19 protein-coding genes are annotated in these 19,829 nt (G+C 50.0%); all 19 read left to right on the forward strand.

Annotated features, from left to right (window positions below; all coding sequences use genetic code 11):
* Positions 1-60: 60 nt before the first annotated feature.
* The 19 genes from ftsH to M2277_RS29535 all read left to right on the forward strand — a co-directional run bounded on the left by ftsH (position 61) and on the right by M2277_RS29535 (position 19,582).
* A complete protein-coding gene (gene ftsH, locus M2277_RS29445; RefSeq protein WP_280756263.1) occupies positions 61-2,130 on the forward strand; it encodes an ATP-dependent zinc metalloprotease FtsH in 2,070 nt (689 codons plus the stop codon).
* Between the two features lie 230 nt (positions 2,131-2,360).
* Complete coding sequence (nadA, locus tag M2277_RS29450) at positions 2,361-3,299, forward strand: quinolinate synthase NadA (protein ID WP_280756264.1); 939 nt, start codon at positions 2,361-2,363, stop codon at positions 3,297-3,299.
* A 38-nt stretch (positions 3,300-3,337) separates the two neighbouring features.
* A complete protein-coding gene (gene nadB, locus M2277_RS29455; protein WP_006207444.1) occupies positions 3,338-4,954 on the forward strand; it encodes an L-aspartate oxidase in 1,617 nt (538 codons plus the stop codon).
* Positions 4,944-5,819, forward strand: coding sequence for a carboxylating nicotinate-nucleotide diphosphorylase (nadC, locus tag M2277_RS29460; RefSeq protein WP_036640958.1), 876 nt, complete (start codon positions 4,944-4,946; stop codon positions 5,817-5,819). Before nadB ends, nadC begins: the two co-directional genes overlap by 11 nt.
* On the forward strand, positions 5,816-6,580 hold the full coding sequence (locus M2277_RS29465; RefSeq protein WP_006207446.1) for a type III pantothenate kinase: 765 nt from the start codon (positions 5,816-5,818) through the stop codon (positions 6,578-6,580). The genes nadC and M2277_RS29465 overlap by 4 nt, the downstream gene beginning before the upstream one ends.
* Positions 6,581-6,632: 52 nt before the next feature.
* Positions 6,633-7,517 (forward strand): Hsp33 family molecular chaperone HslO, encoded by an 885-nt coding sequence (gene hslO, locus M2277_RS29470; RefSeq protein WP_036640957.1) that lies wholly within the window; start codon positions 6,633-6,635, stop codon positions 7,515-7,517.
* A gap of 20 nt (positions 7,518-7,537) precedes the next feature.
* On the forward strand, positions 7,538-8,473 hold the full coding sequence (locus M2277_RS29475) for a peptidylprolyl isomerase (RefSeq protein ID WP_280756268.1): 936 nt from the start codon (positions 7,538-7,540) through the stop codon (positions 8,471-8,473).
* Between the two features lie 420 nt (positions 8,474-8,893).
* Complete coding sequence (cysK, locus tag M2277_RS29480; protein ID WP_006207449.1) at positions 8,894-9,829, forward strand: cysteine synthase A; 936 nt, start codon at positions 8,894-8,896, stop codon at positions 9,827-9,829.
* Between the two features lie 263 nt (positions 9,830-10,092).
* Entirely contained in the window at positions 10,093-11,769 is a 1,677-nt protein-coding gene (locus M2277_RS29485) for an anthranilate synthase component I family protein (RefSeq protein WP_006207450.1), read from the forward strand.
* 1 nt (position 11,770) lies between these two features.
* On the forward strand, positions 11,771-12,352 hold the full coding sequence (gene pabA / locus M2277_RS29490) for an aminodeoxychorismate/anthranilate synthase component II (protein ID WP_006207451.1): 582 nt from the start codon (positions 11,771-11,773) through the stop codon (positions 12,350-12,352).
* Positions 12,349-13,236, forward strand: coding sequence for an aminotransferase class IV (locus M2277_RS29495; protein WP_280756265.1), 888 nt, complete (start codon positions 12,349-12,351; stop codon positions 13,234-13,236). The genes pabA and M2277_RS29495 overlap by 4 nt, the downstream gene beginning before the upstream one ends.
* On the forward strand, positions 13,233-14,093 hold the full coding sequence (gene folP, locus M2277_RS29500) for a dihydropteroate synthase (protein WP_006207453.1): 861 nt from the start codon (positions 13,233-13,235) through the stop codon (positions 14,091-14,093). Before M2277_RS29495 ends, folP begins: the two co-directional genes overlap by 4 nt.
* Positions 14,094-14,124: 31 nt before the next feature.
* Positions 14,125-14,487, forward strand: coding sequence for a dihydroneopterin aldolase (gene folB / locus M2277_RS29505; protein ID WP_280756266.1), 363 nt, complete (start codon positions 14,125-14,127; stop codon positions 14,485-14,487).
* A 7-nt stretch (positions 14,488-14,494) separates the two neighbouring features.
* A complete protein-coding gene (gene folK, locus M2277_RS29510; protein ID WP_036640947.1) occupies positions 14,495-15,043 on the forward strand; it encodes a 2-amino-4-hydroxy-6-hydroxymethyldihydropteridine diphosphokinase in 549 nt (182 codons plus the stop codon).
* Positions 14,995-15,201, forward strand: coding sequence for a helix-turn-helix domain-containing protein (locus M2277_RS29515; protein ID WP_040680117.1), 207 nt, complete (start codon positions 14,995-14,997; stop codon positions 15,199-15,201). Before folK ends, M2277_RS29515 begins: the two co-directional genes overlap by 49 nt.
* A 231-nt stretch (positions 15,202-15,432) precedes the next feature.
* Positions 15,433-16,464: a tRNA dihydrouridine synthase DusB gene (gene dusB / locus M2277_RS29520; protein WP_036640946.1), complete on the forward strand. Its 1,032-nt coding sequence runs from the start codon at positions 15,433-15,435 to the stop codon at positions 16,462-16,464.
* A gap of 209 nt (positions 16,465-16,673) precedes the next feature.
* Entirely contained in the window at positions 16,674-17,150 is a 477-nt protein-coding gene (greA, locus tag M2277_RS29525; protein ID WP_006207458.1) for a transcription elongation factor GreA, read from the forward strand.
* A 228-nt stretch (positions 17,151-17,378) separates the two neighbouring features.
* A complete protein-coding gene (lysS, locus tag M2277_RS29530; protein ID WP_006207459.1) occupies positions 17,379-18,890 on the forward strand; it encodes a lysine--tRNA ligase in 1,512 nt (503 codons plus the stop codon).
* A 152-nt stretch (positions 18,891-19,042) separates the two neighbouring features.
* Complete coding sequence (locus M2277_RS29535) at positions 19,043-19,582, forward strand: hypothetical protein (protein WP_280756267.1); 540 nt, start codon at positions 19,043-19,045, stop codon at positions 19,580-19,582.
* Positions 19,583-19,829: the final 247 nt, after the last annotated feature.

Below are 19,829 nucleotides of genomic sequence, written 5' to 3' on the forward strand. Positions count from 1 at the left end.
GTTGAGATGGCCAGACAGGCTGTGGTAAAATATCTTATGTGTCTTGAGAGGAGGTAGGGGATGAGTCGGTTCATCCGGAATTCTGGTTTTTATTTGATTCTATTTTTGGTCGTGGTGGGCATAGTTCAATTTGTCACCAATGGCGGCGAGCAAGCCGATGCCCCTAGTTATAACGAGCTGCGGCAGGAAGTCAAAGCTAACAACATAGAGGAAATGACGGTGCAATTTGACGGTTACGCTTATCTGGTGACCGGTAAGTATAGGGAGATTACCGAAGAGAAAAAATCGGAGAATTTCTCAACCTATATTCCTGCTACGGATGCAGCTATGCAAGAGCTGACTGCAGCCAGTGACAGCAACAAAGTCAAACTGACCGTGGTGCCAATGGAAGGCCAAAGCATTTGGCTGACATTGCTTTCATCCTTTATTCCGCTCATCATTATGTTTGTTCTGTTCTTCTTCCTGTTTAATCAGGCTCAGGGCGGCGGCGGCAAAGTGATGAACTTTGGTAAGAGCAAAGCCCGCTTATATAATGAAGAGAAGAAACGGATTACATTTGAAGATGTAGCCGGAGCAGATGAAGAGAAGCAGGAACTTATTGAGGTTGTTGACTTCTTGAAAGATCCGCGCAAGTTTAACACGGTAGGCGCTCGCATTCCGAAGGGTGTTCTCCTTGTCGGTCCTCCGGGAACCGGTAAGACACTCCTGGCACGTGCTGTTGCCGGTGAAGCGGGAGTGCCATTCTTCAGCATTTCCGGTTCCGATTTTGTTGAGATGTTTGTCGGTGTTGGCGCATCTCGGGTGCGCGACTTGTTCGAGAATGCGAAGAAGAATGCTCCATGTATTATCTTTATTGATGAGATTGATGCTGTAGGTCGTCAGCGCGGTGCCGGTCTTGGCGGCGGACATGACGAGCGTGAGCAAACACTCAACCAATTGCTGGTCGAGATGGATGGTTTCGGAGCAAACGAAGGCATTATCATCGTTGCTGCAACGAACCGACCGGATATTTTGGACCCGGCGCTTCTTCGTCCGGGACGTTTTGACCGTCAGATTACAGTAGATCGTCCAGATGTGAAGGGCCGTGAAGCTGTGCTGAAAGTCCATGCACGCAACAAGCCGTTGACGAAGGATGTTAAATTGGACATCATCGCTAAACGTACGACAGGATTTACGGGTGCCGATCTGGAGAATCTCCTCAATGAGGCAGCCTTGCTTGCGGCACGCCGCAATCGTAAGGATATCTCCATGCGAGAAGTGGATGAAGCGATCGACCGTGTGATCGTGGGTACGGAGAAGCGCAGCCGCGTGATCAGTGACCGCGAGAAACGTATCGTAGCTTATCACGAGGCGGGTCACACCATTGTAGGTTACTTCCTCGAGCATGCGGATACCGTTCATAAGGTAACGATTATCCCTCGTGGTCGTGCTGGTGGATACGTCATTATGATGCCGAAGGAAGATCGGATGCTCGTGACGAAACAGGAATTGCTTGATCGTGTATCCGGTTTGCTTGGTGGTCGTGTAGCCGAGGAGTTGTTCATTGGCGAAATCGGTACCGGAGCATACAGTGACTTCCAGCAGGCAACCGGCATTATCCGCAGCATGGTTGTGGAGTACGGTATGAGTGAGAAGCTTGGACCGATGCAGTTCGGTACATCCCAAGGACAGGTGTTCCTGGGACGCGATATCGGACACGAGCAGAACTATAGTGATCAAATCGCTTATGAGATCGATCAAGAAATGCAGCGGTTCATTAACGATTGTTACGAGAAGTCTAAAGAGATTCTGACCAAGCATTCCAAAGAGGTTCACCTGATTGCGAATACGCTTCTTGAGATGGAAACACTGGAGCTTGAGCAAATCAAGAATCTCATTGAGACTGGATCAGTTGAAGGCAATGGCAATGGAGAAGGTGAAGGTTCTTCCGAGAGCGGCGAACCGATCATCGACAACATTGGTGACGTGAAAGTTCGCATCCAAGGGAAAGAAGACGGAGATCAGCCGATTTCCACGGAAGAAATTCCGAACAACCCGATGGATTCGAATGATCAACAGCCGGAGCCTAAAGATTCGGACCGTAAGGATCCTCCAGATGGATCGGACAACGGAAACAGCAGGTTAACGTAATATTCGCTGATAAAACATCGAATACCGAATAAAATCGAAGAACCGGAGAACGATAATTCGTTTTCCGGTTCTTTTTGTGCTTTCTATCACATTGACAGGGCACAGAACGAACGTGTACATTAGTTGTTAAATAAGGATGCGCATCCTTTCACAAAGGTATAAACCATCCTGGAAGTCACATGGTCATCAAGCGGTTTACAGCCGGACTACATAAAGGGAGAGGGTCGATCATGGAAGCTTTGGCACTGGAGCGTAAGGCAGAGCAAAACCGTGAACTGCGTGAGCGGTTAATGCAATTGAAGAAGGAACGTAACGCAATTATTTTGGCTCATTATTATCAACGGGATGAAATACAGGAGGTCGCTGATTTCCGCGGGGATTCCTTCTTGCTTGCGCAGAAAGCAGCACAAACCGATGCTGAGGTTATCGTATTCTGCGGTGTGCACTTTATGGGTGAGAGCGCTAAAATCCTGGCACCGGGCAAAACCGTTCTTATTCCTGATGAGCGTGCCGGTTGTCCGATGGCGGATATGGTGAACGTTGACGGCTTGCGGAAGTTGAAAGCGCAGCACCCGAATGCAAAAGTGGTAACTTACATCAATTCATCAGCTGAGATCAAAGCAGAAACAGATATCTGCTGTACTTCATCCAATGCGGTAAAGGTGATTCAATCCGTCGATTCGGATGAAATTATATGGGTGCCTGATAAAAATTTAGGGCACTACGTCCAGCAGCATACCGACAAGAAGCTGATCATCTGGGAAGGGTACTGCAACACACATGATATGCTGACCGTTAAGGATGTTGTCGAGATGAGAGCCAAGCATCCTGGTGCCGAGTTTGTGGTGCATCCGGAATGTCGTCCGGAGGTCGTTGCGATGGGTGATTTTGTAGGCAGCACAACTGCGATTCTGGAATATTGCAAAAATTCGTCTGCCAAGGAGTTTATTGTAGGTACAGAGGATGGCACAGGATATCAGCTTCGATTGGATAGCCCGGGCAAATCGTTCCATTTTGCCACGAAATTCCTGGTTTGTCCCAATATGAAAGTGAATAATCTCAAAAAGCTGGTCAAAGCACTGGAAACGATGAAGCCGCAAATTTATGTACCTCCGGTCGTTGCAGAGAAAGCCAGAACTTCATTAGAGCGCATGTTACAGGTTAAGTAGCATGCGCTACTCTTTCGTGAAAAGACAGGTGAGGCATCGTGATACCGCAGTATTTGATTGATTTTGAACTGAACGATCTGCCGGTCGTCCAGACGGATGTCATCGTCATCGGTTCAGGCATTGCGGGTTTATATACGGCAATCATGGCAAGTGCCACTCAAAAGGTGCTGCTGATTACAAAGAAATCGCTGCTCGAGAGCAACACTCGTTATGCTCAAGGCGGCATTGCTGCCGTAACAGCTGAAGATGACTCTCCGGTCTACCATCGCCAGGATACCCTGATGGCAGGGGCGGGACTATGCTCATCTACTGCGGTGGATGTCCTCGTAAATGAGGGACCGGTTGGGGTTCAGGAGCTGATTCGTCTTGGGACGATGTTTGATGTCGAGAATGGCGAGCTTGCGCTAACCAAGGAAGGTGCGCACAGTCACCGTCGTATTCTTCATGCTAATGGGGACGCTACCGGATATGAAATTGTGCGTGCCCTTTCCATTCAGGTTGAAATGCTTCACAATATAGAAGTATGGGACGATCATTTTGTCATTGATCTGGTCACGGAGCAAGGGGAATGTCACGGTGCATTGGTACAGATGCCGGATGGCAGGCGGGTTTTTGTACGTGGGCGGGCGACCATTATGTGCTCAGGAGGCGCCGGCCAGCTGTACAGGTATACAACCAACCCGGAGGTTGCGACAGCCGACGGTGTTGCTATGGCTTACCGGGCAGGTGCGGACATCAGGGATATGGAATTCATTCAGTTCCATCCCACGGCACTTAGCTATCCGGGTGCACCACGGTTTCTGATCTCCGAGGCGGTTCGTGGCGAGGGCGCTGTTCTTCGTAATATCAAAGGGGAACGGTTCATGCCAAAGTACCATGACTTGCTGGAGCTGGCCCCCCGGGATATTGTTGCCCGGGCCATTGTCAGCGAGATGGAAGCGACGCGGTCTACCTTTGTGTATCTGGACATTACCCATGAGTCACCAGAGATGGTCAAACATCGGTTCCCGACGATTTATGAAACATGCATGCAGTATGGACTTGATTTATCGTCAGATTGGATTCCGGTCTCCCCGGCTGCGCATTATATGATGGGGGGCATCAAGACCAATTTGCACGGAGAGAGCAGCGTGAAGCGCTTGTTCGCTTGCGGGGAGGTTTCGTCTACTGGCGTTCATGGAGCGAACCGGTTGGCAAGCAACTCGCTTTCGGAAGCGGTTGTATACGGCAGTCGCATTGTGGAACGTATTCAGAAGCTCCCTGAACCATCAGAAGGGCCCCTTCATGTATCATTTCAGCTTGGACGTAAGGATGCCCCGTCACAAGCGATAGTTGAAAAACGCTTGAAACTTCAAAAAGTGATGGTACGATATGCAGGGCTTCGCCGCAATCGGGATACCCTATTAAGAGCTGCAGAAGAGCTTGGCCGTCAGCTGCCATTGTTCCAAGCGCTGCTCTCGAAACGTGAGGAATACGAGTTTGCCAACATGCTCACCGCATCCCTGCTCGTGGTTCAGGGCGCGCTGGGTCGCGAAGAAAGCCGGGGAGCCCACTACCGTGAGGATTTCCCGGATCGGAACGACAGCGTATGGCAGAAGCATATTGTGCATACTCGGGATCAAGAGATGACGGAGGAATTGAGCGATGATGTTTAACGGATACCATGATGGCCTTCTCCAGAGCATTCGGACATGGCTGCAAGAGGATATTGGATCAGGGGATATTACAACCCTTACCACGATTGAGCCGGGTCACGAATCCAAGGCTGTTATTCATGCCAAGGAGGCAGGAGTTGTTGCGGGCATGCCTGCCGCGGAACTCGTATTCGAAACGGTCGATCCTTCCCTGACGTTTACGGCATTTGTCCGTGACGGTGACATGGTGGAGAAGGGTACCATTCTCGCTGAAGTGGAGGGAAGCACGCATCGTATTTTGACAGGGGAGCGGCTCGCTTTGAATTTGCTTCAGCGGCTGTCCGGCATAGCAACCCGAACACGTTCTTTTGTTGACATGCTGGAGGGATTACCGACCCGACTGGTGGATACTCGCAAAACAACACCGGGGCACCGTATGCTGGAGAAATATGCGGTTCGGGTCGGTGGCGGTGCGAATCATCGATTCGGCTTGTACGATGCCGTCATGATCAAGGATAATCATATTAAGGGTGCAGGCGGAATCGCGCAAGCGGTGAGCCGGGCAAGGGCTAATATTCCACATACAATGACCATAGAAGTTGAGACTGAGAGTTTTGTGCAGGTGGATGAAGCTTTGGAGGCAGGCGCTGATATCATCATGCTCGATAACATGAGTCATGACATGATGGCGGAGTCTGTTCGGAGAATCAAGGCCAGGTCCCCTCATGTGCGTGTCGAGGCGTCGGGAAACGTGACGCTGGAGACCGTGCGCGGGATTGCCGAAACCGGAGTGGATGTGATCTCCGTTGGACGGCTGACTTATTCTTTTCACAGCCTGGATATCAGCCTGGATCTTAACGAGAAGAAAGGAGGAGCAGTGGATTGATTCTGGTTGTAGATGTAGGGAATACCAATATTGTGCTGGGGGTATACCAGGGCAAGAAGCTGCTGCATGATTTTCGGATCAGTACAGCGCGTCAATCTACCGTAGACGAATACGGCGTATTAATTCACAATTTGTTTCAAATGTCGAATATATTGGTAAGCCAAATAGAAGGGGTTATTGTGTCTTCCGTAGTTCCTCCGCTTGTAGGCGTGGTTGAGGAGATGTGTAATAAATACATTGGCAAAGCCCCTCTTATCGTGGGACCGGGCATAAAAACCGGACTTAATCTGCGGTACGAAAATCCGCGTGAGGTGGGCGCTGACCGAATCGTCAACGCTGTGGCAGCCGTCGAGCAGTACGGAGGGCCGCTGATTGTAGTGGATTTCGGTACGGCGACGACGTTTGACTGCATTGATCGGGATGGGAATTACCTCGGCGGTGCTATAGTGCCCGGGATTGGGATTGCCACGGAGGCCCTTGTACAGCGTGCTTCCAAGCTTCCGCGCATCGAGCTCGAGAAGCCCAAAAAGGTAATCGGACGCAACACCGTCCATGCCATGCAGGCCGGCATCGTGTATGGATACGCAGGCCAGGTCGATGGTCTGGTCAAACGCATAAAAGCCGAGATGGGAACGGACAATGTTAAGGTTATTGCTACCGGCGGATTGGCCGAGCTGATCGCAAGCGAGACGGAATCCATTGAGGAGATTGCCCCGCTTTTAACGCTTGAAGGCTTGCGCATTATTTATGAACGGAATTAATCGTTATACTTCAGTTGGACATAACAACTAAGAAGGACAAGGAGGCCTCAAGATGGATAAACAAAAAGACCGTATGCTGCGGGGAACTGCACTAAACGGAAAAGTACGGACATTTGCCGTTCGGACAACCGAACTGGTAGAAGAGTTGCGCCGGAGACATGATACGTTCCCTGTCGTCACAGCCGCTTTGGGCCGTACCGTGTCAGCAGCAGCGATGATGGGAGCCATGCTGAAAGGAGACGAACGCCTTAGCATACAAGTACGCGGCGATGGACCGATCGGACTGATTGCAGCCGAGAGTAGTGCCAACGGAGAAGTTCGCGGGTATGTCAAAAATCCGCATGTCGAGCTGACAAACATTCGTCCGGGCAAGATGGACGTTGCAGCAGCGGTGGGTACCACCGGCCACATTGATGTGATTAAGGATTTCGGCCTAAAGGAACCTTATCGGGGCAGCGTTCCGATCATTTCAGGTGAGCTGGCCGAGGATTTTACGTATTATTTTGCCGTTTCGGAGCAAACCAATTCCGCGGTAAGTCTGGGTGTGCTGGTTTCACCGGATTACACCGTGGCGAATGCCGGAGGTTTCATCATTCAGCTCCTCCCTGGAGTGACCGACGAGGAGATTACGGAGCTGGAGCTTGCGTTAAGCAAGATCCCACCGATTACCGAGCTGCTGGAAGAAGGACTGGAGCTCGAGGATATCCTGAAGCGGGTTGTTCCGGATGTGACCATTCTGGAGGAAACGCCAGTGATCTTCAGCTGCGACTGCTCCCAGGAGCGGGTTGAGCGCGCTTTGATCAGCTTAGGACTTGAAGAGCTTGAGCAGATGATTGAAGAGGATGGCAAGGCGGAGGTTTCCTGTCATTTTTGCAATGAGAAATATACTTACGATGAAGAACAGCTAAGATCCGTGCTAGAGCGGGCCAAATCTTAACGTTGGGATGAGCGACCGTGATGACGAGACAAGAGAAGGGATTGTGGGCGACCGTCATTGTCTTGACAGCATGCGTAATAGGTATGGGCGGCTTGATGCTGTTTTCGGGGATTTTTTCGAAGGAGGCTTCGCCACCATTGAAAGATGGATCCCTGGCAGTCGCATCCATACAGGACAGGGCGATCACTGAAGACGAATGGGTTGACGAGCTAAAAAAGCGTTATGGCCGCGACATGCTGATGACCATGCTGAATCGGCAAGCGGTAGCTCTGGAGGCCAAGGCGAAGGGCATTGATATTACGACGGCGGAAGTAGATGCGGAGATCGACGTGATGAGCCGCAGCTACGGTTCAAAGGAACGGTTCTTATCGGAAATGGAAGACCAGTTAGGGATTACCGAAGCAGAATTAAGGATGGAAACGACCTATAGGCTGCTGCTTGAAAAAATCGCCACCTCTGATGTTCATATCGAACCGCAGCAGATTGATGCTTATCTGGATTTGTACCCTGATCAATTTCGCCCCAAGAAACAACTGAATTTGTCTATGATTGAAGTGGCTTCGGAGGATGAGGCGAACCAGGCCATGGACCGGCTGGAGAACGGTGAAGATTTTGCTGCTCTCGCGTCTGAGATATCCTTGGATGAATACACCCGTGAGGAGGGTGGACAGATAGGGCTGATCGAAGAGGATGATCCTTTTCTGCCGCCCGCACTGCTTGATGCAGCTTTAGAGCTTGAATCCGGGGATATTGCGGGACCTATCTCACTTACAGACACCTATGCGATCGTTTATCTGCACGATATTATTGAGCCTAAGGCTCCCAGCGAGGACAAGATTCGCGAAGCGGTTCGTAAGCAGCTAGCGCTGGAACAGTCGATATCCTTATCGGAACTGGAGCGGCAGCTTCGGGAGAAGTATGAGGCACGAATCAGCGAGGGCACGGTCACGCTGTAGATCAAAATGAGGAAAAGCTCGCTGTAGCGGAGTAAATCTGCTGCAGGAGCTTTTTTTCGCTTAAGTTGGCCTTATTCGTCAAGGCTGAGGACATATCGGCATTCCAGATTCTGCAATGGTGCGGAATAGGCCCTCTTCTCGTTCAAGAGACGCAGGAAAATCCGCCTAGAAATGTTGAATTTCGAGCAATGGGATATTGACAATGGCTTGTAACGTTGATAAGATGAAAGAACGAAAACCTACCTTTTTACTCGGATATTAGGGAGGCCGAAATAATCGAAAGTTTCAGATTATGCTGGCTCCGCTATCTTTTAACACATCCCAGACACAACAAATTCAATGATTCGACATTAGAATGAATAACATCATTATGTATTGACTATGTTTGTACATTTTATATTTATGAGGAGGGCTTTATTCATGGCAAAAGTCGTCAATAATGTGACAGAATTAATCGGTGGAACTCCACTTGTCCGTTTAAACCGGATTGTACCTGAGGATAGCGCAGAGATTTATCTGAAGCTGGAATACCAGAACCCGGGAGCAAGCGTTAAAGACCGCATTGCAATCAGCATTGTGGAAGAGGCGGAGAAAGACGGCCGCTTGAAACCAGGTGATACTATAATTGAAGCAACAAGTGGAAATACGGGTATCGGATTGGCGATGGTGGCTGCTGCCAAAGGCTACAAAGCAGTTATCGTTATGCCTGAAACCATGAGCTTGGAGCGCCGCAACCTGCTGCGTGCCTACGGAGCGGAATTGGTCCTGACGCCAGGATCGGAAGGTATGAACGGCGCGGTTAAGAAGGCAGAAGAAATTCAGAAAGAAAATGCCGGATTTTTCATGGCTGAGCAATTCAAGAACCAAGCCAATGTGAAGATACACCGTGAGACGACAGGTCCTGAAATCGTGGAAGCCATCGAGTCCATCGGAGGTTCCCTGGATGCGTTCATCGCTGGTATCGGAACAGGCGGTACGATCACAGGAGCAGGTGAAGTGCTGAAAGGCCAGTTCACTGACATCAAAATCATTGCGGTAGAGCCCGCTGCTTCGCCGATCCTTGCCGGAGGCAAACCAGGTCCTCACAAGATTCAAGGCATCGGAGCAAACTTTATTCCTGAAATCCTGAATCAAGAAATCTACGATGAGATCGTGCACGTAGAGAATGATGATGCCTTTGAAACATCCCGTCGTGTGGCGAAGGAAGAAGGCGTTCTTGGCGGTATTTCTTCCGGTGCTGCTGTATATGCTGCATTGAAGGTGGCTAAAGAGCTGGGTAAGGGCAAACGGGTGGTAGCTGTGATTCCAAGTAACGGGGAACGTTACCTGAGCACGCCTCTCTATAACTTCGAATAAGACGACTTTAAGATAGAACTGCGAATTTTCCCGTTCCGTTAGGGTCTGGACATACGTAGTTATAAGGAAGCCTTCAATGTGTTTTATAGCATTGGGGGCTTTTTGTGTATACTACTCCCAAAGAGAACGCTTTAATGGAATCCAGGCTCATCCATGGACAAAAATTATTGTGGGACATGCCCTATTTAGGGTTTTCAAGAGAAGCGGGATACAGTATACTGACAGGCAACAGTAAGGCTTTTGGAGACTAAGGGAGGATCGGCATGGAGAGAAGAGTGAAGCTGGCCCAGTGGCAAGAATGGGCTAAAGAGGGCTGGTCCGTAGTTCCCTATCTGGTTCAATATAAAGGAACATCAAGAGGGTTGCCCTTGTCCTGGAGACATGCATGGAAAGCGGCGTCGCCGTATGCCTTCGTGCTGGAGAGCGGCAAGGGCGGACGCTACACGTATCTTGGATTGCAGCCGGTTTCCATTCTCCAGGGAAAAGGAAGCAGCGGCGAGGTCATAGAGCTGTCCAGCGGTAAAAGAACGAACGTAACAGGAGAGCCGCTGCATCTCCTGGAGCAGTGGATGGGAGCCTGGAAAGCCCCACGTGTGCCGGAATGGCCTGATTTTCGTGGAGGCTGCGCCGGTTTCCTGAGCTATGATGTGGTCCGCTCGATTGAACAGCTCCCCACGATGGCCAAGGATGAGCCGGGCTTTCCGGATTACCTGTGGATGCGCATGGAAGAGATTTGGATATATGATCACACCGATGATAGCATGTACTGCTCGGTTCACGTTCCGCTGCCATGGGCAAACAAATCAGCAGCCCTGGACATTCAGTCAGAAGAGCCGGTGTCAGTGTCGGGTGATCCTTCAGGCACGTGTAATGACTCGGTACTTGCGCCCGAGCAGGAGAAACTATTGGGCCAGTTATATGAAACAGCCGCTATTAGAGCTGAATCCATGCTGTCCCAGTGGAACGAGATGTTTGGAACAAATTCAGGAATCGGTGTTATGTCCGAAGATGAGCATGTGCGGCAGGAACGGCAGGCAAAAGCACAGGAGCTGTCCGGGCCCAACGTTGAGATCTGGGATCGGCTGCAGATTGATTTTTCACAAGAAGCATTCCAGCAAGCGGTGTTATCCATTCAAGAATACATCCGCCAAGGCGATGTGTTTCAGGTGAATTTATCCTTAAGGCGGCATTTGCAGCTGCATGCGGACCCTGCTGATATTTATGAATGGCTGCGTATATTGAATCCGTCGCCTTACATGGGGTATTTGTCCTCACCTGGCTTTAGTCTGGCGAGCGGCTCACCGGAGCTGCTGGTGAAGCTTGATGGCGATGTTGTGTCTGCGCGGCCGATCGCAGGAACCCGCCGCCGCGGAAGCAACCCGGATGAGGACGCTGCTATGGAAGCTGAGCTTCTTGGCAGTGAGAAGGAACGGGCGGAGCATATCATGCTGGTTGATCTGGAGCGGAATGACATTGGACGGATTGCGGCATACGGATCGGTTCATGTTCCTGAGCTGATGACGGTGGAGAGATACTCCCACGTGATGCACTTGGTGTCACAGGTGGAGGGTCAAATTGCAGAGGGAAACAATGCATATGATGTCATCGCGGCAACATTCCCTGGCGGCACTATAACAGGCGCTCCCAAAATCAGGACCATGGAAATCATTGAAGAACTGGAGCCTGTTACCCGGGGGCCTTATACCGGCTCTATGGGCTGGATCGATTATAATGGGGATATGGAGCTAAACATTATTATCCGGACCCTTGCGGTACAGGATGGGATTGGCTACATTCAGACGGGAGCGGGTATCGTGATTGATTCCGATCCTTATCGAGAGTACAGGGAGTGCCATAACAAGGCAAAGGCTTTGATTGCGGCACTGATGTGCAGTGAAGAAGAAGCTGCAGCGGTGGCTGCGAATATAGGGGGGAAATAACATGATACTTGTCATCGATAACTATGATTCGTTTACGTATAACCTGGTTCAATACTTGGGAGAGCTCGGAGAGGAAGTCAAGGTATACCGGAATGATGAGATTGATATTGCCGGGATCGAGGCATTGGCACCGGATCATATTCTCATATCGCCTGGACCGGCCACACCGAATGAGGCGGGTATCAGCCTGGAGATTATTGAACACTTCAAGGGTGTCATTCCAATCTTCGGTGTTTGCCTCGGTCATCAGGCGATAGGCCAAGCTTTTGGTGGCAAAGTGATTCGCGCGGAGCGGCTGATGCACGGGAAAACCTCGCCCATTCACCATACAGGCGATTCGGTCTTTGAAGGTCTGCCGGTTCCTTTCACTGCAACGCGTTATCACTCGCTGATCGTGGAGAAGGAGAGCCTGCCGGATGATCTTGAGGTTACCGCCTGGACCGAAGAGGGCGAGATCATGGGCTTGCGCCATAAACAATATCCGGTTGAAGGTGTGCAATTCCATCCGGAATCGATTATTACCGATCACGGTCATCAGATGCTGCGCAACTTTTTGAAGCGCACGGCTGGCGCCAAGGCATGAGATTCATTGGCTTGAACGGCGGCATCGTGGATGCTGCCGGGGCTGTGGTGTCTGTAATGGATCACGGTCTTCTGTACGGAATGGGCGTATTCGAGACGTTTCGCACCTATCAGGGGAAGCCATTTCAATTAGAGCGGCACTTGGAACGACTTATGGATAGCTGCCGACAGCTTGGGATAGTCCACATGACAGACCATGACGGGATGAGCCGCTGGATATCGGAGCTGATGGAGGCTAATGGCCTTCAGGATGCTTATATCCGGTATACGGTTACGGCGGGCGAGGGTCTGCTGGGTCTGCCTCTCGGTGATTATGTGAAGCCCTTCGAGATCCTGTTTGCTAAAGAGCTGCCGGTCACGAAGGAAGATGTATACGAAAAAGGCAGAGTGATGCGCCTGCTGTCTCTTCCAAGGAATACACCGGAATCCCCTGTCCGGATGAAATCCCTGCATTATATGAACAATATACTCGCAAAGCGGGAATTGGAGGGGTATCCTGCCCATCCCGGCGGACCGGCAGAAGGCTTGATGCTAACCGCAGGAGGGGATGTGGCTGAGGGTATTGTCAGCAACGTCTTTTTTGTCAAAGAGGGGCATTTATATACGCCTGATATCAGTACGGGCATTTTACCGGGGATTACCCGGGCCGTTGTCCTGGAACTGGCTGCCGAGCTTGGAATCGAAGCCGAAGAAGGGCACTACAGCTGGGAAGTATTCAGCGGAGCGGATGAAATATTTACGACAGGCTCTGTTCAGGAAATCGTACCGGTCACGACACTGATTGGATCGGGAGATCAGTCTATTGTCATTGGACAAGGTGCGGCCGGTCCAGTAACCCGGGCATTGCAGAGTGCGTATAGAAGGAAAGCAGGGTATTATGTATGAGAACAACCATTTACGAACGTGAATATCGTCTGAGCAAAGATGCTGCGCTTAAGCTGGGCCAGTCCACGCTCATTATGGGCATATTGAATGTAACGCCGGATTCGTTCTCGGACGGAGGCCGTTATAACGATACGGAGCGAGCGGTCGAGCACGCGCTGCAGCTTGTCGAAGAGGGAGCCGACATCATCGATATCGGCGGGGAATCGACACGTCCGGGACACGAGCCGGTCGGGATTCAAGAAGAGCTCGCCCGTGTTATTCCGGTTATAGAGGCTATTCACCGGCATGCTCCGCATATCCCATTGTCGATTGACACCTATAAAGCCGAGGTTGCCCGTCAGACTATTGAAGCGGGAGCCCATATCATCAATGATATTTGGGGTTTTAAACATGATCCCGATATGTCGAGAACTGCAGCGGAGCTGGGGTGTCCCGTTATTCTGATGCATAATCGTCTTGATCGGAACTATGTCAATCTTATAGAGGACGTTAAACGGGATTTGCTGGAAAGTGTCGAGATTGCACGATCTGCTGGCGTTAAAGATAGTCAAATCCTGCTTGATCCGGGTATCGGCTTTGCCAAGGACTATGACGAGAACATGAAGGTAATGGCATCACTCGATGAGCTTGTAAGTCTCGGATTTCCGGTGCTGCTGGCAACCTCCCGCAAAAGGTTTATCCAGACTGCGCTTGGTGCCCCTGCGCAGGATGTACTGGAAGGCACAGCGGCAACGGTGGCCTATGGTATTGCGCAGGGCTGCCAGATCGTTCGGGTGCATGACGTGAAACATATGAAACGTACAGCGAAGATGTGTGATGCTATGACTTACGCTTCGACGGAGCTTCGACGCATTTAATTTTTGGGGATACGGAAGGACGGAATCTGAGATGGATAAGATGATACTGAGCTGCATGGAATACTACGGATATCACGGAGTGTTTGAGGAAGAGCGCAAGTTGGGACAGCGCTTCTATGTGGATCTTGAGCTGGAGATGGATTTGAGTAAAGCCGCGAAAACGGATGATCTGACGCTGACGGTAAATTATGCCGAGATTCATGACCTCTTGCTGGACATTATGCGGACAGAATCATTCCGCCTGATCGAAGCTTTAGCGGAGCATATTGCATCTAAGGTATTGGACACTTATACTATTATCGATGCTTTAACGGTCCGATTGACGAAGCCGCACCCGCCTTTTGATATTCATTTTGAAGGTGTGACCATTGAGCTGCACCGGACCAGAAAGTGAGACGATCATGAATTCACACGCTACCTCTGAGAACTCAGAGGCTTATATTGCTTTAGGGGCTAATCTGGGAGACCGCGAGGGCAACCTGATGGAGGCTCTGGAACGGTTGGATGAAGTGCCCGGTATTACGGTAGAGCGCATTTCCAACATGTATGAGACCGATCCGGTCGGGTATGTTGATCAACCGATGTTTCTCAATATGGCGGCAGCCCTGTCAACCTCGCGGAGTCCTCATGAGCTTCTTGCCGAAATGCAGCGGATTGAGAAAGAGCTTGGCAGGGTCCGTCATATACACTGGGGACCACGGACGGTGGACCTGGACCTGCTATGGATGGAAGGACGCCGTTTGGATACGCCGGACCTTATTCTTCCCCATCCCCGTATGCAGGAGCGGGCCTTTGTTCTCAGACCGCTTTCCGATATCGTGTTTGAGCATGAACCTTCGGGTCTGTACCCCGTGGTGAAGACAGCACTTGAGAACCTGGAAGGAAAGGAAGGAATACAGCTTTGGAAAACAAGCAATTGGCGCAGCGTATCCGCGCTTTCCGAAAATTGAAGGGTTTGACCCAGCAAGAGCTTGCAGAGCGAACCGGTATTTCTTTGGCTGTATTGGGTTCAATTGAGCGGGGGAACCGCCGTGCCGAGGAGCAGATGCTGGTGCAGATTGCGGATGCGCTGGAGATTACACTGCAGGAACTTAAGGAGCGCAGCTAGATAGACTGCATAACGACGCGAGGGCAGGTTTATTTTTCAGAAACCCCGGTATTAATATAGGAGAGATCTTTTTGGGTAGCTATCTGCCTGAAAATATGCAAATTTTTCGACTGGACTGCCCTACGATTAATGCGTATGATGGTTTGGTTTGAGACTTAAGGATCCTGCCTGGCGGGGTATACAGGATCCTTCCACTATAAATATTTGAATAGGAAAGGAGTGATATAAGAAATGGATAAATTGAAAATCGCTAACATCGAGATGAAGAACCAGGTTGTTCTTGCTCCTATGGCAGGCGTATGCAACCCGGCCTTCCGATTGATTGCCAAGGAATTCGGCACAGGGCTGGTCTGTGCTGAGATGGTCAGCGGTAAAGCGATCGTTCACGGGAACAAGCGCACCCAGGAGATGCTGTTCGTGGACGAGCGGGAGAAGCCGCTGAGCCTGCAGATTTTTGGCGGTGACCGTGATTCCCTGGTGGAAGCGGCCAAAGTCGTGGATCAGCAGACTAACGCTGATATCATCGATATCAACATGGGCTGTCCTGCACCGAAAGTAACGAAGATGGATGCTGGCGCACGCTGGCTTCTGGATTCCAACAAAATCTATGAGATGGTTGCAGCAGTCGTTGATGCAGTGAACAAGCCGGTAACGGTCAAGATGCGAACGGGTTGGGATAGCGATCACATATATGCTGTCGAAAATGCACAAGCTGTCGAACGTGCAGGGGGACAGGCGGTGAGTGTTCATGGACGTACGCGTGAGCAGCTGTACACCGGGCATGCCGATTGGGATATCATCCGGCAAGTGAAGGAAGCCGTCTCTATTCCGGTGATCGGTAACGGCGATGTGGTTACGCCAGAGGATGCACGCCGGATGCTGGACATTACGGGCTGCGACGGAGTCATGATCGGCCGTGGTGCGCTCGGGAATCCTTGGATGCTGTATCGCACCATAGAATACCTGAAATCGGGCCAGCTGCTGCCGGATCCGGCTCCGCAGGAGAAAATCAGGATAGCTATCCTGCATATGGACCGCTTGATTGCCCTGCGTGGGGAAGAGGTCGCGGTACGGGAAATGCGCAAGCATCTGTCCTGGTATCTGAAAGGGCTGAAGGGTTCAGCCCGCATTAAAGATATCATTATGGAAGAAACGAAGCGCGATGAAATGGTGAGCCTCTTGGACAACTTTGTGAACAGTTTGGAGCACCAAGAAGAATCGACGAAAAGTGTATACCCTCAAGCCGCAGCGGCAATGGGGTAACCTTGCTTGCAGGCTGTTAATGGGTGCGTGTATGCGACATCCGTAACAGCCTTTGCGCGCATTGACTTTTTGAAATGGTTCCCATATAATCTTTCAGTATAAATTCAAGAAATTGAGCAGGCATCAGAGGGAGTTCTGATCCCCAAGAATTCGCATATAGTAAGTTGATATCGTGGTTTAAATTATTTACATGACAGGAGAATCGGTTTATGAGCGATAAAGAGGTCATTCTTACACAGGACGGTCTGAAGAAACTGGAGGACGAACTTGAGAATCTGAAGTCTGTAAAACGCCGCGAAGTGGCGGAACGGATTAAAGTTGCCATCGGTTACGGTGATATTAGTGAAAACTCCGAATATGAAGACGCCAAGAACGAGCAAGCCTTTATCGAAGGCCGGATTATTACGCTGGAGAAGATGCTCCGTAATGCGCGTATCATCAACAATGATGATATCAATACCGATATAATCGGTGTGGGCAACACGGTGCTTGTTGAGGATTTGGAATTTGGCGACACGATGGAATATACCATTGTTGGTTCGGCTGAATCGGATCCGCTGAATAACAAGATCTCCAACGAGAGTCCTGTCGGCAAAGCGATCATTGGCAAGCAAAAAGGATCGGTAGTGGATGTTAACGTTCCTGCGGGCGTTATTCAATATAAAATTGTAGACATTAAGAAGTAAGTCGGAATGTGATGTAGAAAGCTTCCTTCGGGGGGCTTTTTTAAATAGGCAAGGTCGTGTGAAGGGCTTAAATGGTTGCTGGCAGTCTGATTGGGCTGCCCATACGTTTAAGTCCTTGGCGAATGTATGCAAGTAATTTGAGAGCTGTCCGGATGGTATGTAGGTGACGGCTTTTGTGCTGCTCTATGGGGATTCACGATGGAAGTGAAATGAAGGAGATGAATGACGATGACGGAAGAAATAAACAATCAGGAACAAGAGCAGGAGTTAAGTGAGCTTTTGCAAATCCGCCGCAACAAACTGGACGAGCTTCGCAAGCTGGGTATCGATCCGTTTGGTGGGAAGTATGAAAGAGAAAATCACGCAGGTGATATTCTAAAAGAGTATGACGGACTCTCCAAGGAAGAGCTGGAAGAGAAGCAGGTGGAAGTGAACCTGGCTGGCCGGATTATGGCTAAACGCGGCATGGGCAAGGCTTCTTTTGCTCATATTCAGGACCTGAGTGGTCGCGTTCAGATTTATGTTCGTCAGGATTCCGTTGCAGAAGCACAATATGAAGCATTCAGCATCCTTGATCTTGGTGACATCATCGGAGTGAAGGGGGTCTTGTTCAAGACCAAAACCGGTGAGACAACCGTGAAAGTGAAGGAGCTGGAGGTTCTTTCGAAATCGCTGTATCCGCTCCCTGAGAAATTCCATGGCCTGAAGGACGTGGAACTTCGTTATCGTCAGCGTTATGTCGATCTTATCATCAATCCGGATGTTCAAAAGACGTTCATTACACGTTCCCGTATTATCCAGTCGATGCGCCGTTATCTGGATTCCCTGGGCTATCTTGAAGTGGAAACCCCAACTTTGCATTCGATCGCTGGCGGGGCTGCGGCACGCCCGTTCATTACGCATCACAATGCATTGGACATGGAGCTGTATATGCGAATCGCGATTGAGCTTCACCTGAAGCGTCTGATCGTGGGCGGCTTGGAGAAAGTGTACGAGATTGGCCGTGTATACCGTAATGAAGGCATCTCTACTCGTCACAATCCGGAGTTCACGATGATCGAGCTCTATGAAGCATATGCGGACTATAAGGATATTATGGCACTGACCGAAAACTTGATAGCCCATATTGCACAAGAAGTGCTCGGTACACAAGTGATTTCCTACCAAGGCCATGAAGTGGACCTGACTCCGCAGTGGCGCCGTGTATCCATGGTGGACGCTGTCAAAGAGATTGTGGGCGTAGACTTTGGTGTTGAAATGTCCAATGAGGAAGCTCATCGTCTGGCAAAAGAACATAAGGTTCCGGTTGAGCCACATATGACATTCGGGCATATCCTGAACGCATTCTTTGAGCAGTTCGTTGAAGAAACGCTGATTCAGCCGACTTTCGTGACCGGCCATCCGGTTGAGATTTCACCGCTTGCGAAGAAGAATGACGTGGATCCACGGTTCACGGATCGTTTTGAGCTGTTTATCGTGGCGCGTGAGCATGCGAACGCATTCTCTGAGCTCAATGATCCGATTGACCAGCGTCAACGTTTTGAAGCACAGATGAAGGAAAAAGAGCAAGGCAACGATGAAGCACATGAAATGGATGAAGATTTCTTGCGTGCGCTGGAGTATGGTATGCCGCCAACAGGCGGACTTGGTATCGGGATCGATCGCTTGATCATGCTGCTTACCAATGCCCCATCCATTCGCGATGTCTTGCTGTTCCCACACATGCGCAATAAAGAATAGAAGTGGCTTTGTTTTCATAAGTAGTACAAAAGGCAGCTGACTATAGTTATCTATAGTGGGCTGTTTTTTTATTTCACGAGGGTATCTTGTTTAGGGAACAAAGCTGTGTTAAATTTATTTAATACGATTGTATTAAATAAGGGGATGGCCAAATGATTGGTTTTTTTATAGTTGCCTGTGAAGTTTTGTTCTGGATATTTGTTCTTTCCGGGTTGAGTGCACGATATCTGTTGGGATGGAGAAGAACGGGAGGAATCCTGCTGTTGTGTACACCTATTATTGATCTACTATTAATTACTGTTACCATTATGGATCTGCGAGGTGGAACAGAGGCCGGATTTGTGCATGGGTTGGCGGCAGTGTATATCGGGGTTACGATTGCGTTTGGCCATCGAATGATTCAAGGGGCAGACGTGCGGTTTGCGCACAGATTCGCGGGGGGTGAGAAGCCCGTACCAGCACCGAAATATGGGGCGGCCCGTGCGAAGCGCGAACGTCAGGGGTGGTATCGTCATGCTTTGGCATGGGTAATCGGAGTGATGTTGCTTGGAACTATGATCCTGATCGTGGGGGAACCCGACCGAACGGAGCAACTGATGGCAATGGCACTGCGCTGGGGATTGATTCTCGGAATTGATTTTATCTATAGTTTCAGTTATACCCTATGGCCTAAGAAGCAGACGGATAGTTAGCTAAAATAGAAAGTGTATAATGTAATACTTTACCTATAATAAAATTAGAATAAAAGGGTTGCATATTGCTGTCGCCCATGGTATATTATATTTCCGGCCAAGAAATACAGCCGAAACAAAAGCTTGAGAGAAACAAGCCAAATGAATTTGAGAAATAAATTCAAAAAAAAGCTTGCAACGATCGAGCGGATGTGGTAAGATATAAAAGTTGCTAACGAGATAAATTGTTGGTGACAAGCAAGAAAGT

The sequence above is a fragment of the Paenibacillus sp. LBL genome, assembly GCF_029893715.1.
GTDB lineage: Bacteria > Bacillota > Bacilli > Paenibacillales > Paenibacillaceae > Paenibacillus_AQ > Paenibacillus_AQ glucanolyticus.

Coding starts and splice junctions, on each gene's coding strand:
- ftsH (WP_280756263.1), top strand. CDS start 61: ATGAGTCGGTTCATCCGGAATTCTGGTTTTTATTTGATTCTATTTTTG.
- nadA (WP_280756264.1), top strand. CDS start 2,361: ATGGAAGCTTTGGCACTGGAGCGTAAGGCAGAGCAAAACCGTGAACTG.
- nadC (WP_036640958.1), top strand. CDS start 4,944: ATGATGTTTAACGGATACCATGATGGCCTTCTCCAGAGCATTCGGACA.
- hslO (WP_036640957.1), top strand. CDS start 6,633: ATGGATAAACAAAAAGACCGTATGCTGCGGGGAACTGCACTAAACGGA.
- M2277_RS29475 (WP_280756268.1), top strand. CDS start 7,538: ATGACGAGACAAGAGAAGGGATTGTGGGCGACCGTCATTGTCTTGACA.
- cysK (WP_006207449.1), top strand. CDS start 8,894: ATGGCAAAAGTCGTCAATAATGTGACAGAATTAATCGGTGGAACTCCA.
- M2277_RS29485 (WP_006207450.1), top strand. CDS start 10,093: ATGGAGAGAAGAGTGAAGCTGGCCCAGTGGCAAGAATGGGCTAAAGAG.
- pabA (WP_006207451.1), top strand. CDS start 11,771: ATGATACTTGTCATCGATAACTATGATTCGTTTACGTATAACCTGGTT.
- M2277_RS29495 (WP_280756265.1), top strand. CDS start 12,349: ATGAGATTCATTGGCTTGAACGGCGGCATCGTGGATGCTGCCGGGGCT.
- folP (WP_006207453.1), top strand. CDS start 13,233: ATGAGAACAACCATTTACGAACGTGAATATCGTCTGAGCAAAGATGCT.
- folB (WP_280756266.1), top strand. CDS start 14,125: ATGGATAAGATGATACTGAGCTGCATGGAATACTACGGATATCACGGA.
- folK (WP_036640947.1), top strand. CDS start 14,495: ATGAATTCACACGCTACCTCTGAGAACTCAGAGGCTTATATTGCTTTA.
- dusB (WP_036640946.1), top strand. CDS start 15,433: ATGGATAAATTGAAAATCGCTAACATCGAGATGAAGAACCAGGTTGTT.
- greA (WP_006207458.1), top strand. CDS start 16,674: ATGAGCGATAAAGAGGTCATTCTTACACAGGACGGTCTGAAGAAACTG.
- lysS (WP_006207459.1), top strand. CDS start 17,379: ATGACGGAAGAAATAAACAATCAGGAACAAGAGCAGGAGTTAAGTGAG.
- M2277_RS29535 (WP_280756267.1), top strand. CDS start 19,043: ATGATTGGTTTTTTTATAGTTGCCTGTGAAGTTTTGTTCTGGATATTT.